This is a genomic window from Streptomyces sp. NPDC089919 (assembly GCF_040684615.1).
Classification (GTDB): Bacteria; Actinomycetota; Actinomycetes; order Streptomycetales; family Streptomycetaceae; genus Streptomyces.
The window spans coordinates 1-12,866 of the sequence record NZ_JBFBGK010000162.1 but is presented as its reverse complement, the minus strand read 5'-3'; the positions used below and the strand labels follow the sequence as shown (position 1 = coordinate 12,866).

9 protein-coding genes are annotated in these 12,866 nt (G+C 76.2%); 3 read left to right on the top strand and 6 right to left on the bottom strand.

The features are described 5' to 3' along the window. Positions 1–248: 248 nt before the first annotated feature. The gene (locus AB0O40_RS35940; protein ID WP_365050143.1) at positions 249–2,078 is read right to left on the bottom strand and encodes a DUF6350 family protein; all 1,830 of its coding nucleotides are present in this window, start codon (positions 2,076–2,078) and stop codon (positions 249–251) included. A gap of 116 nt (positions 2,079–2,194) precedes the next feature. Between AB0O40_RS35940 and AB0O40_RS35935 the strand changes: the two genes are divergently transcribed. Then, positions 2,195–3,853 carry a helix-turn-helix domain-containing protein gene (locus AB0O40_RS35935; protein ID WP_365050141.1) on the top strand — a complete coding sequence of 553 codons (1,659 nt, stop codon included), beginning with the start codon at positions 2,195–2,197 and terminating at the stop codon, positions 3,851–3,853. Positions 3,854–3,940: 87 nt separating this feature from the next. Here AB0O40_RS35935 and sucD read toward each other — a convergent pair whose 3' ends face one another. The 5 genes from sucD to AB0O40_RS35910 form a co-directional block, all read right to left on the bottom strand. Further along, on the bottom strand, positions 3,941–4,825 hold the full coding sequence (gene sucD / locus AB0O40_RS35930) for a succinate--CoA ligase subunit alpha (RefSeq protein ID WP_365050139.1): 885 nt from the start codon (positions 4,823–4,825) through the stop codon (positions 3,941–3,943). Between the two features lie 23 nt (positions 4,826–4,848). Next, positions 4,849–6,030 carry an ADP-forming succinate--CoA ligase subunit beta gene (gene sucC / locus AB0O40_RS35925; protein WP_365050137.1) on the bottom strand — a complete coding sequence of 394 codons (1,182 nt, stop codon included), beginning with the start codon at positions 6,028–6,030 and terminating at the stop codon, positions 4,849–4,851. A gap of 298 nt (positions 6,031–6,328) precedes the next feature. Beyond that, complete coding sequence (locus AB0O40_RS35920; protein ID WP_365050135.1) at positions 6,329–7,498, bottom strand: VWA domain-containing protein; 1,170 nt, start codon at positions 7,496–7,498, stop codon at positions 6,329–6,331. A 44-nt stretch (positions 7,499–7,542) separates the two neighbouring features. Next, the gene (locus AB0O40_RS35915; RefSeq protein WP_365050133.1) at positions 7,543–9,825 is read right to left on the bottom strand and encodes a DUF5682 family protein; all 2,283 of its coding nucleotides are present in this window, start codon (positions 9,823–9,825) and stop codon (positions 7,543–7,545) included. Then, on the bottom strand, positions 9,822–10,928 hold the full coding sequence (locus tag AB0O40_RS35910; RefSeq protein WP_365050131.1) for an AAA family ATPase: 1,107 nt from the start codon (positions 10,926–10,928) through the stop codon (positions 9,822–9,824). Before AB0O40_RS35910 ends, AB0O40_RS35915 begins: the two co-directional genes overlap by 4 nt. A gap of 124 nt (positions 10,929–11,052) precedes the next feature. Between AB0O40_RS35910 and AB0O40_RS35905 the strand changes: the two genes are divergently transcribed. Then, positions 11,053–12,579, top strand: coding sequence for an SWIM zinc finger family protein (locus tag AB0O40_RS35905; protein WP_365050129.1), 1,527 nt, complete (start codon positions 11,053–11,055; stop codon positions 12,577–12,579). A 105-nt stretch (positions 12,580–12,684) separates the two neighbouring features. Continuing rightward, the gene (locus tag AB0O40_RS35900) at positions 12,685–12,837 is read left to right on the top strand and encodes a prolyl oligopeptidase family serine peptidase (protein ID WP_365050127.1); all 153 of its coding nucleotides are present in this window, start codon (positions 12,685–12,687) and stop codon (positions 12,835–12,837) included. Positions 12,838–12,866 lie beyond the last annotated feature (29 nt).

Sequence of the window (12,866 nt, the reverse complement as noted above, 5' to 3'; positions counted from 1 at the left end):
CGGCTGCTCGCCAAGGCCGCCCTGTTCAAGGCGCCTTTCGGGGCTCCGCCCCGGACCCCGCGCCTCAAACGCCGGCGAGGCTGGATGGGCCACTCCCCCGGCTGGCGCCGGGAGGCCTCGGCGGGGCTGGATTGCTCCGGCCACCGACGGGAGGCGCCCCCAGCGCCGCTGGAAATGCCTTCCTCAGCAGCGCTGATCCACGCCACCACGGCCCGGGGGCCGAAGTCCGGCCAAGGGGAACGGTTCCCCTACTCCGACCCGGCGTCGTCCGGAGCCAAGGCATCCCGTACCCGCCGAGGAACCGGCCGCGCCCCCGTGACGTACGGCGAGGGCACCGAGCCCTCACTCCTGTCATCCGCCCCGGAACCCCAACCCCCCAGCCCGCCCGGCGATTGAGGGCCGGGGTCCGGGGCGGAGCCCCGGGGAACGGGGGAAGGGTGGGGAGGGGCCAGCCCCGCAGGGACTTCGGTCGGGGCGGCGGGCGGGGGCTGGGGTGCCCCCGTGGCCGGGGGCGCCTGGGCCTCGGGGCCGGGTGCAGCCGGGTCCACCGAGGCCGGCGGCACGGTGGCCGGCGCCGCGGCGGAGACGTCGGCCGAGGACTGGGACCCTGCCGGGGCGGCAGCCGGGACCAGGCCGGAGGACGGGGCCTCGGCCGGGGCGGGGACCGGGGCCTCGGGCCCGGAGGAGGACGGGGCCGGGGCGGGAGTCGGGGGCTGGGCTCCGGGCCCGGAGGGGGGTGGGGGGAAGTCGGGGATCAGGGAGCCGGCGGCTTGGCGCAGGGCTTGCCAGCGGAGCTCGCGGACGCCACTCGCATGCCAGGGGCCCGCGTCCCAGGCCGCGTCACCCGCGCCGCGGCGGGCCACCGCCCGGACCGCCAGCGACACCGGGACCGCCACCGCCGCGGACCACGCCACGGCCGCCACCCCGACCGCCCACCACACCGGCCCGAAGGCCACCAGCCGGACCGAGCCCACCGGCCCGCCGGCCGCCGCGGCCAGCGCGGACATCAGGGCCCCGCACACCACCGCCCCCCACGCCGCCGTGGCCGCCGCCTCGCCGCCCGAGTCCGCGTCCCGGCCCGCGAAGAGGCCCAAAACCAGCCCGGCCGCCAACGGCACGCCCAGTGCCGTCCAGCCCGCCGACGCGTCGTCGGGGAGCGCCGCCAGCAGGGGGAACCTCGGCAGCGCCGCCGCCGCGGGCCCTGCCGTGCCGAGCGGGGTGACCAGCGCGGCCGTGCCGAGCGCGAAGCCCGGCCCGAGGCCGTACGCCGCCCCCCACACGGCCGCGTTCGGGATCAGCGCCAGAGCCAGCAGCAGTACCGCGAACCGCCCCGACCAGACCCCCGTCAGCTCCAGGAAGGACCGCTGCGCGAGCCCTCCGTGCCAGACCAGCGAGGCCCCGACCAGCAGGGCGCCGCCGCCCACCAGGACGACCGCCCCGGCCGTCCCGGCCCGCAGCGCCCGCGCGTACCGGGGGCGCTCGAAGGCCCGGCGCACGCCCCCGGGCACCCAGCCCGGCAGCGGCCCGTACGGCCGGCCGCGCGCGCTCCAGACGCCCGCGGCCCCGGCCAGCGCGGCCACCAGCGGTACATGCCAGGCCGCGCTCAGCGGGTCGGCGGGCATCGGCCCGCCCGCGGCGTAGGCCGTGGCCCCCGCCCCCACCACCAGGTATCCGCAGGTCACCGCCGAGAAGACGGCTCCGGTCGAAAGCCCCTTGCCGGCCGCCGGGCCGTCCGGACCGCCCTCGACCTCCCCTTCGTACAGCGCGCTGCGGGCCGCCCGCCGCATCAGCCAGACCGGCAGGACGGGCAGCAGCAGCGGGGTGAGGCCGACCGGCGCGGGCACGCCCGAGAGGGTGTCCAGCCTGATCAGCTCGGTGCCGTGGGCCAGCAGCCACAGCCCGGCGGCGATGTGCAGCGCCGCGCCGGGTCCGCTGTCCGGGTAGGGGGAGCTGATCCACAGCACCATCACGAGCACGGCCAGCGCACCCAGGCCGAGCCCGGCGGCGACGGCACCGCCCAGGACACAGGCGGCGGCAGCGGGAGAACGGCGACGACGACGGAGCGTCACGTGAGTCACCCCGCCATGGTCCCAACGACACGCGCTGTGGCCGCGTAACAGGCGAATGATCGTAGTGTCTCGCAATATACGGTTATGTACTTTTTCGGCCATAGGTGCGTTTCGGGGAGTACGGCATGACACAGAGCGTCGACACCGCCTCGGAGCTTTCCCTCCCCTCCCCCAAGGAGCGGCGGCGACTGCGCGAGTCCGGCGATCTGACCCCGGACGAGGTCGCCGCCAGCCTGGGCGTGACCGCCGCGACGGTCCGCTCCTGGGAGACCGGCCGCAGCGAACCGCGCGGGCGCAAGCGCGAGGCCTACGCGAAGCTGCTGGCCGGGCTGGACCCCTCCGAAGCGGCGCCCGAGCCCGCCGAACTGACGGAGCGGCAGCTGACCGGCCCTCACCCGGAGCCCGCCGCAGGGCACTCGGACGGCCCGCAGCACCCGCCGGCGGACGACCCGGCACCGGAAGCCGGCCCGCCCGGGCCCGAACCGGAAGCGGCGGCCGAGGCCGGCCCCGACGACCGCCCGGCCGCCCCCGGCGCGCACCACGACGCCCCGGCCGCCCCCGGCCGCGGCCGGCCGCCGGTACCGCCGAAGGGGGGTTCGCCCAGCACCCGGCCCCGCCCGGCGGCCAAGCGGGCCGCCAAGCCCCCGACGCTGGTGGCCCGGCACAACCCGCCCCGCCAGGAGCTGCTGGCGGGCGCCCGGCCCGCGCCCTCGGTACGGGCCCGCGCCGAGGGCGGCGAGAGCCCTGCGGCCGCCCGGCCCGCCGCCCGCCCCACCCCGTCCGCAACGCCACCGGAGCCGACCGCTCCGGACGTCGAGGGCACCCTCCAGGCGACCCCCGCGACCGCGGACGTGGACGTGGACGGAACCGCGCCGGAGTCCGCGCCCCCGGCTGGGGAGCGCGCTCCCGGGGACGCGGCCCGGACCGCTCCCGACGAGGCACCCCACGAGGGGCCCGGCGAGGTACCCGAGCAGGCTCCCGGGCCCGCCCTCACCCCCGCCCAGGCCTTCGACGCCCTGTACGCCTTCACGGCCGGCCCGCTGACCCGGCAGGCCTACCTGCTCACCGGCCGCCACACCCTGGCCCGGGAGGCCGTGGAGCGGGCCTTCCAGCAGGCCTGGGCGCAGTGGCCGGAGGTGGCCGCCGACCGGGACCCGGTGGGCTGGGTCCGCGCCGCGGCCTACGAGTACGCCCTCTCCCCCTGGCACCGGCTGCGCCGCGCCCACAAGCACCCTGACCGCCCGCCGGCCGCCCCCGACGACCGGGCGCTGATGGACGCGCTGCTCGCGCTGGAGCCCCGCTACCGGCGGACCGTCCTGCTCTACGACGGGGTGGGCCTGGACCTGCCCGACACCGCGGCCGAGACGGAGGCCAGCACCCCGGTGGCCGGGCAGCGGCTGGTCCGCGCCCACGCCGAGCTCACCGGCCGGGTGCCGGAGCTGGCCGCCCCCGGGCTGCTGCACGACCGGCTCGGCGCGGTCGTCCCGGCGGCGCCGCTGGAGCCCCGGCCCGCCGCCTTCGTGCGGTCCGTGGCCGAGCACCGGGCCCGCCGGTGGACCCGGGCCGCGCTGGGGCTGACCGTGCTGATCGCGCTGGCCACCGCCTACACCACCGCGACCGCGCCGCGGAAGTACGAGCCGGTGGAGTCCCCCGGTGCCTCCGTCTCGGGGGTGCCCCCGCACGGCGGCCCCCAGCGGCTCACCGTCCAGGACGAACTGCTCCGGCAGAAGCTGCGCTCGGCCCCCGCGCCGGGCCCCGAACGCCTGGTCCCGCGTACCGGCTGAGCGGCGTACCGGCCGGCCCCGGACACGCCGACGGCCGCGGCCCGCACCCCCCGGAGGGGATGCGGGCCGCGGCCGTGCGACTGCTGCTTACGCGCCGAGGATGGCGCGCGCGAGCTTGGCGGTCTCGGTCGGCGTCTTGCCGACCTTCACGCCGGCGGCCTCGAGGGCCTCCTTCTTCGCCTGGGCGGTGCCGGAGGAGCCGGAGACGATGGCGCCCGCGTGGCCCATGGTCTTGCCCTCGGGGGCGGTGAAGCCCGCGACGTAACCGACGACCGGCTTGGTGACGTTCTTCGCGATGAAGTCCGCCGCACGCTCCTCGGCGTCGCCGCCGATCTCGCCGATCATGACGATCAGCTCGGTCTCCGGGTCGGCCTCGAAGGCCTCCAGGGCGTCGATGTGCGTGGTGCCGATGACCGGGTCGCCACCGATGCCGACGGCCGAGGTGAAGCCGATGTCACGGAGCTCGTACATCATCTGGTAGGTCAGCGTGCCGGACTTGGACACGAGACCGATCTTGCCGGGCTTGGTGATGTCGCCCGGGATGATGCCGGCGTTGGACTGGCCGGGGGTGATCAGGCCGGGGCAGTTCGGGCCGATGATCCGGGTCTTGTTGCCCTTGGCGGTGGCGTACGCCCAGAAGGCGGCGGAGTCGTGCACCGCGATGCCCTCGGTGATGACGACGGCCAGCGGGATCTCGGCGTCGATGGCCTCGACGACGGCGGCCTTGGCGAAGGCCGGCGGGACGAAGAGGACGGAGACGTCGGCGCCCGTCTTCTCCATCGCCTCGGCGACGGAGCCGAAGACCGGGACCTCGGTGCCGTCGAAGTCGACGGAGGTGCCGGCCTTGCGCGGGTTGACACCGCCGACGATGTTGGTGCCGTCGGCGAGCATCAGCTTGGTGTGCTTCATGCCCGTGGCACCGGTCATGCCCTGGACGATGACCTTGCTGTCCTTGGTGAGGAAGATAGCCATGGTGAGTCTGTGACCTCGTCCCTTTACTTCGCAGCCGCAGCGAGCTCGGCGGCCTTGTCGGCCGCGCCGTCCATGGTGTCCACGCGCTGGACCAGCGGGTGGTTCGCGTCCGAGAGGATCTTGCGACCCAGCTCGGCGTTGTTGCCGTCGAGGCGGACGACGAGCGGCTTGGTGACCTCTTCGCCCTTGTCCTTCAGGAGCTGGAGGGCCTGGACGATGCCGTTGGCGACCTCGTCGCAGGCGGTGATGCCGCCGAAGACGTTGACGAAGACCGACTTGACGTCCGGGTCGCCGAGGATGATCTCGAGACCGTTGGCCATGACGGCGGCGGAGGCGCCGCCGCCGATGTCGAGGAAGTTGGCGGGCTTGACGCCACCGTGGTTCTCACCGGCGTACGCGACCACGTCGAGGGTGCTCATGACGAGCCCCGCGCCGTTGCCGATGATGCCGACCTCGCCCTCGAGCTTGACGTAGTTGAGGTTCTTCGCCTTGGCGGCGGCCTCGAGCGGGTTCGCGGCCGCGTGGTCCACGAACTCCTCGTGGCCCGGCTGGCGGAACTCGGCGTTCTCGTCCAGGGAGACCTTGCCGTCGAGGGCGATGACCTCGCCGGAGGCGACCTTGGCCAGCGGGTTGACCTCGACGAGGAGGGCGTCCTCGGCGACGAAGGTGTCCCACAGGGTCACCATGACCGCGGCGACCTTCTCGGCGACCTCGGCCGGGAACTGCGCCAGGGCGACGATCTCGCGGGCCTTCTCGATCGTCACGCCTTCGTTGGCGTTGACCGGGACCTTGGCCAGCTTCTCGGGGGTCTTCTCGGCGACCTCCTCGATGTCCATGCCGCCGGCGACGGAGGCCATGGCCAGGAAGGTGCGGTTGGTGCGGTCCAGGAGGTAGGAGACGTAGTACTCCTCCAGGATCTCCGGAGCGGTCTCCGCGATCATCACCTTGTGGACCGTGTGGCCCTTGATGTCCATGCCCAGGATGTCCGTCGCGCGGGCGACAGCCTCGTCCGGGGTGGCGGCGAGCTTCACGCCGCCGGCCTTGCCGCGGCCGCCGACCTTCACCTGCGCCTTGACGACCGACTTGCCGCCCAGCCGCTCGGTGGCCTCGCGCGCCGCCTCAGGCGTGTCGATGACTTCACCGGCCAGCACCGGTACACCGTGCTTGGCGAAGAGGTCCCTCGCCTGGTACTCGAACAGGTCCACGCGCGTCCGTCCCTTGTCTTTTTTAAGATTCGCAGTGATCGCGGTTGTCTGCTATCTGCGTGGGCGTGCCGCGGAGGGCAACGTGACGGCGCTGTCACAAGGGAAGCGCACACGGTGACCGTGAACGCGGCATGTCCGTCCGGCAGGTTATCCCCGTGGGACGTAGGTCCCTAAATCGCAAGTCACAACGGAGCGGTGATTCGCCTCACAGATCGCCTCACGGTTGAGCTGCGAGTTCGTGTGATCTCACCATTGTTCTCACCAAATACGGAGGCCGGGCCGGCGGCGCGCGGGGCCGTCAGGGGATCGGCAGCGGACGCTTCTCGATCGCGGCGGCCATCACCTCCGGGAACAGGTCGGGGGTGCAGGCGAAGGCGGGGGCGCCCAGCGCGGCCAGGGCCGCGGCGTGCTCCCGGTCGTACGCCGGGGCGCCTTCGTCGGACAGGGCCAGGAGGGTGACGACCTGCGTCCCGGCGGCCTTCATCGCGGCCACCCGCTGCAGCATCTCCCGGCGGATGCCGCCCTCGTAGAGATCACTGATCAGGACGAGGACCGTGTCGGCCGGTCTGGTGATCTTCGACTGGCAGTAGGCGAGCGCGCGGTTGATGTCGGTACCGCCGCCGAGTTGGGTCCCGAAGAGGACGTCCACCGGGTCGTCGAGCTCGTCGGTCAGGTCCACGACGGCGGTGTCGAAGACCACCAGCCGGGTGGCGAGCGAGCGCATGGAGGCCAGGACGGCGCCGAAGACGGCGGCGTAGACGACCGAGGCGGCCATCGAGCCGGACTGGTCGATGCACAGGACGACCTCCTTCCGCACCGACCGGGCGGCCCGGCCGTAGCCGATCAGCCGCTCGGGGACGACGGTGCGGTGCTCGGGGAGGTAGTTCTTCAGGTTGGCCCGGATGGTGCGGTCCCAGTCGATGTCCCGGTGCCGGGGGCGGCTGACCCGGGCGGACCGGTCGAGGGCGCCGGTGAGGGTGGCCCGGGTACGGGCGGCCAGCCGCTCCTCCAGCCGCTCGACGACCTTGGCGACCACCGTGCGGGCGGTCTGCCGGGTGGTCTCGGGCATCGCCTTGTGGAGGGACAGGAGGGTGCCGACGAGGTGGACGTCCGCCTCGACCGCGTCCAGCATCTCCGGCTCCATGAGGAGGGAGGCCAGGCCCAGCCGGTCGATGGCGTCCCGCTGCATCACCTGGACCACGGAGCTCGGGAAGTAGGTACGGATGTCCCCGAGCCAGCGGGCGACCGCCGGGGCGGAGCCGCCGAGCCCGGCGGACCGCTCGCCGCCGCCGCGCCGCCGGGCCGGTCCGCCGCCGTACAGGGCCCCGAGCGCGGCGTCCATCGCGGCGTCCCGGTCGCCGAGCGCGCAGCCGGTGCCCTCGCCGCCCTCGGCGCCGAGCACCAGCCGCCAGCGGCGCAGCCGCTCCTCGTCGGGCGGGCCGGCCGGGGCCGGGGTGGTGGTCGTCATGGTGTCCCCTCGTGTCGTCGTCCGATGTGGGCGGGCCGGGCCGGTCAGGCGGTCCGGCCCAGGAGCAGGCGGACCAGGGGGACCACCGCGGCGGCCCGGTCCGGGTCGGGTGCGGGGCCGAAGCCCGGGACGCCCGCCTCGGCCGGGGCGGCCGGCTCCCGGCCCGGACCCCGGCGGGCCAGCTCGCCGAGGGTGCGCCGGACCCCCGCGTCGTACGCCCCGAACGTCCGCCGCAGCAGCGGCAGTACGTCGGTGAAGGCGCGGGCCGGCACCTCCGCGAGCCACTGGTCGACCAGGGCCAGCAGGCGGGCGTCGTGGACCAGCAGGGTGCCTCCGCCGCCGCCGGTGCCGAGGAAGCCCTCGATCCAGCCCGCGGCGTCGGCGGGGGCCGCGGCCGGGGAGAGCGCCAGTCCCATCAGCCGCGCGGTCTCGTCGTCCGCCAGCCGCCCCTCGTCCAGCAGCAGCCGGGCGGCCCGGCCGCGGATCAGCCCGGGCACCGCCGCCCGCCCCGCCAGCCCCCGCAGGACCAGGGCCCACCGGCCCGGCAGGCCGGCACCGGCCGGTGCCGGTGCGGCCGCCGCCCCGTCTGGTTCCGTGCGGCACAGCAGGGCGATCGCGCCGTGCACGGCGTCGACATGGGCCAGCAGCGCGGCCGCCGCGTCGGCGTCCAGGCCCGCGGCGCAGGCGGGCGGCAGTGCCACGCAGATGCGCTCGGCCAGGCCGGCGGCGACCGTTCCCAGTGCGGTCGTGTCGGTGCCGCGGACGTCGCCGTAGCGCAGCGCCCGGGCCAGTGCGGGCAGCGCCTCGGCCAGCCCGGCCACGTCGGTGTCCAGGGCCGCCAGGTCGGCCAGGGCGCGCAGGACGGCGGGCAGTGCCCGCCCCAGCTCCGCGAGCAGGCACCGCTCGGCGAGCGCGGTCACCGCGCCGAGCCGGTCGGCCCCGGCGGCCTCCGCCTCTGCCTTGGCGGTGGCCGCGGCCTCGACGGTGGTCCCCCAGACCCCCGCCTCGGCCACCCGCACCGACAGCTCGGGCTGCCAGCTCAGCTGCCAGGTCTCGCGGAAGGTGCCGGTGCTCCCCCGCGAGGCGGCCGGGGTCCCCCACGGGACGCCCAGCAGCCGCAGCCGGTGCAGCAGCACGCTGCGCGCCGCGTCGGTGGGGCCGCGCAGGTCGAGCTCCAGCTCCCGGTCGCGGGCCTCGGGCTTGAGCCGCAGGGTGCGCTGACGGCGGTTCAGGTCCCGCTGGAGCGGGACGGCCGGCGCTCCTTCCGGCACCTCGCCGAGGGCGTCGCCGACCACCAGCCGGTCCGCGACCAGCGCCAGCGGGGCGTCGGAGCCCTCGCACATCACCGCGCGGACCGCGTCCAGCGTCTCGGCCAGCCCCGGCAGCGGGCGGCCGCGCAGCACCGCCAGGGCATCGGCCAGCCGGACCGCCTCGATGACGTGCGCGGAGGAGACCTGCTGGTCCTCGGCCCGCAGCAGCCGGGCGACCTCGGTCAGCCAGCGCTCCACCGGCCGGTCGGGCGCGGCGTACAGATGGGCGTACCAGCCGGGGGAGGTGATGCCGGCGCCGTAGCCGGTGGCGCGGGCGAGCCGGCGGTGCGTCCAGGGCACCCAGGCCACCTCCGTCCGGACCTTGGGCAGGCCGGTCAGCAGGGCCCGGTCGGCGGCGACGGTGGTCCTGGCGCGCAGCGCCGGGACGTGCCAGGCGCCGCAGACCACGGCGAACCGGTCGCCGAACTCGCGGCGGGCGGCCCGCATCCGCTGCCGCATGTACGCCTCGCGGACCAGGTCCCGGTGGTCGTCGCGGCCGGGCGCCTCCCGGAGCGCGGTCATGGCCTCGGCCACGGCCTCGAAGGCGGCCGGGCCGCCGCCGGTGCGGTGCTCGACGGCGTCCTCCCACCAGCGCTCGGGGTCGTCGTACCCGGCCGCCTCGGCCAGGGCGGCGAGCGGGTCGAGGCGCACCTGCCCGGCGCCTTCGGGGCCGTCCGGGGCGTCCGGGGGCTCCGCGGCGGCGAGGGAGTGGGCCGCGGGCAGGTCGATGAAGCGGACCGGGACGCCGGCCGCCAGGGCCCAGCGCAGCGCCACCCACTCCGGGGAGAAGGCCGCCAGCGGCCAGAAGGCGGCCCGCCCCGGGTCGTCGGCGGCGTGCGCGAGCAGGGCGACCGGCGGCCGCATCCCGGGGTCGGCGGCCAGCGGCAGCAGGGCGTCGGCCTCGGGCGGCCCCTCGATCAGCACCGCCTCGGGCCGGACCGCCTCCAGCGCGGCCCGCACCGCGCGGGCCGAGCCGGGGCCGTGGTGGCGCACGCCCAGGAGGGCGGGCCCGGTCATGCCGTCACCTCCCGGCAGGCGCGGTAGAAGTCCTGCCAGCCCTCCCGCTCGCGGACCACGGCCTCGAGGTATTCCTGCCAGATCACCCGGTCCGCCGCCGGATCGCGGACCACGGCCCCGAGGATCCCGGCGGCGACGTCGGACGGGCGCAGCACGCCGTCGCCGAAGTGGGCGGCGAGGGCGAGGCCGCCGGTGACCACCGAGATGGCCTCGGCCGTGGAGAGGGTGCCGCTGGGCGACTTGAGCTTCGTACGCCCGTCGGCGGTGACGCCGTCGCGCAGCTCGCGGAAGACCGTGACCACCCGGCGGATCTCCTCGATGCCCTCGGGGCCGGCCGGCAGGTCGAGGGCGCGGCCGGTCTGCTCGACGCGGCGGGAGACGATGTCCACCTCGTCCTCGGGGGTGGCGGGCAGCGGCAGCACGACCGTGTTGAAGCGGCGGCGCAGCGCGCTGGAGAGGTCGTTGACCCCGCGGTCGCGGTCGTTGGCCGTGGCGATCAGGTTGAAGCCGCGGACCGCCTGCACCTCCTGGCCCAGCTCGGGTATGGGCAGGGTCTTCTCCGACAGGATCGTGATCAGGGTGTCCTGGACGTCGGCGGGGATGCGGGTCAGCTCCTCGACCCGGGCGGTCATGCCCTCGGCCATGGCGCGCATCACGGGGCCGGGCACCAGCGCCTCGCGGCTGGGGCCGTGGGCGAGCAGCCGGGCGTAGTCCCAGCCGTACCGGATCGCTTCCTCGGGCGTGCCGGCGGTGCCCTGGACGAGGAGGGTGGAGTCGCCGCTGACGGCGGCCGCCAGGTGCTCCGAGACCCAGGTCTTGGCGGTGCCGGGGACGCCGAGGAGCAGCAGGGCGCGGTCGGTCGCGAGGGTGGTGACGGCCACCTCGACGATGCGGCGGGGGCCGACGTACTTGGGCGTGACGAGCGTGCCGTCGGGGAGCGTGCCGCCGAGGAGGTAGGTGGCGACCGCCCAGGGGGACAGCTTCCAGCGGTCCGGGCGGGGCCGGTCGTCGGCCGCCGCCAGGGCCTTCAGTTCTTCCGCGAAGGCGTCTTCGGCGTGCGGTCGCAGGGCCGTGGCCCCGGGCTTCTTCTCGGGCATGGTCATGCCTCCCCCTCCAGAGCTGCCGGTTGTGTTCACCACCGTGCACCACCGCACTGACAACACCCCCTGGATCAGGGATCGTTGCAGGTCAGAGGGATTGTCAGTGGGGGCGTCTACCGTCTTTCGCATGACTGTTCAGGGGGTGCGCTGGACGTCCGAGCAGGTGCTGTCTCTGGCTCCTGACGAGGCGTCGCGCAAGGCGGGGAGCAAGCTCGGCGGGGCCGGGCCCTGGTCGCAGACCGGAGGTTCCGGTTCCGGTGCGGTGTGGGGGGTGTGCAAGGGCAGCGGGCGGACGCCGTACCGGACCGTGGTCGACCTGACCGGGCCCGCGTACCAATGCTCCTGCCCGAGCCGGAAGTTCCCGTGCAAGCACGCACTGGGACTGCTGCTGCGGTGGGCGGCCGAGGACGGCGCGGTGCCGGAGGGGGACGGACCGGCGCCGGACTGGGCGGCGGAATGGCTCGCCGCGCGGGCCGCCCGGGAGGCGCAGCGGAAGGACACGGCGGCGGGGCGCGGTCCGGCGGACCCGGAGGCGGCCCGGCGCCGCGCCGACCGGCGGGCCGGGCGCATCGGGGCCGGTGTCCTGGAGCTGGAGCAGCGGCTGGCGGACCTGCTGCGCACCGGCCTGGCGGGCCAGGAGCAGGCCGGTTACGCGGCCTGGGAGGAGACGGCGGCCCGGATGGTCGACGCCCAGGCTCCGGGACTGGCCGCGCGGGTGCGGGAGTTGGGCACGATCCCGTCCTCGGGCCCCGGCTGGCCGGTGCGGATGCTGGAGGAATGCGCCCTGCTGCACCTGCTGGACCGGGCCTGGCTCGCCCGGGACGGCCTGCCGGCGCCGCTGGCCGCCACGGTCCGGACCAGGGTGGGGCTGCCGGGGGCTCCGGCCGGGGAGCCGGTCCGGGACCGCTGGCAGGTCCTGGCCCAGTACGACACGGTCTCCCCGGACGGCCGCCTGACCACCCGCCGCCTGTGGCTCCGCGGCACCACCACCGCCCGCACGGCCCTCCTCCTCGACTACGCCCCCGCCGGCCGCCCCCCGCAACTCTCCCTCCCCACCGGCCTCCTCCTGGACGCCGAAGCCACCTTCCACGAGGGCTCGGCCGGCCTCCGCGCGGAACTGGGCGAGCGGTTCGGGGTGACCGGCTGGCCGCCCGCCGACGACCCGACCCTGCTCGCCGGTGCCCCGGCGGGGGGCCGGGATCGGTCTGACGGGGGTGCGGGTGCGGATCCGCTCGCCGGAGCCGCGGCGGGCGGCCGGCCTCGGCCTGACGGGGGTGCGGGCGTGGGTGGGGGTGCGGTTGCCGGTACCTCGGCGGGGGGCGGGGGTTGGGCCGGCGGCGGGGCGGGGGTGCCGCCGGGGGTGTCGACGGGGGCGGCGCTCGCGGCGTACGGCGAGGCGCTGCGGGCGGATCCGTGGCTGGACTCGTGGCCGGTGGTGCTGGCGGGGGTGGTGCCGGTGCCGGGCGAGCCGGTCTGGCAGTTGGCCGATGCGGACGGCGGGGCGGCGGTGCCGGTGCGGGGGGCGGTGCCGTGGCGGTTGGCCGCGGTCTCGGGCGGGGGGCCGCTGACCGTCTTCGGCGAGTGCGGCCACCAGGGCTTCCGGCCCCTGACCGCCTGGGCCCCCGACTCCCCCGACCCCGTCCCCCTCCCATGACCCCCGGCCCCGTCCCCAGGAGGGGGAGGGACGGGGCCGGGCCGACGCCCCCTCCGGGGACCCGGCGATTCCAGCCTCGCCGGCGTTTGAGGCGCGGGGTCCGGGGTGGGGATCTACGGCGGTTCGTACGGCGGGTACGCGGCGCTGGTGGGGGCGGCCTTCACGCCGGACCGCTTCCGGTGCGCGGTGGACGTGGTCGGGCCCTCGAACCTGGCGACGCTGATCGAGGCCGGAGATTCCGTCGCCGGAGGGTCTTGACACCGCGCATTTTGCGGTCCGTCTCGGCC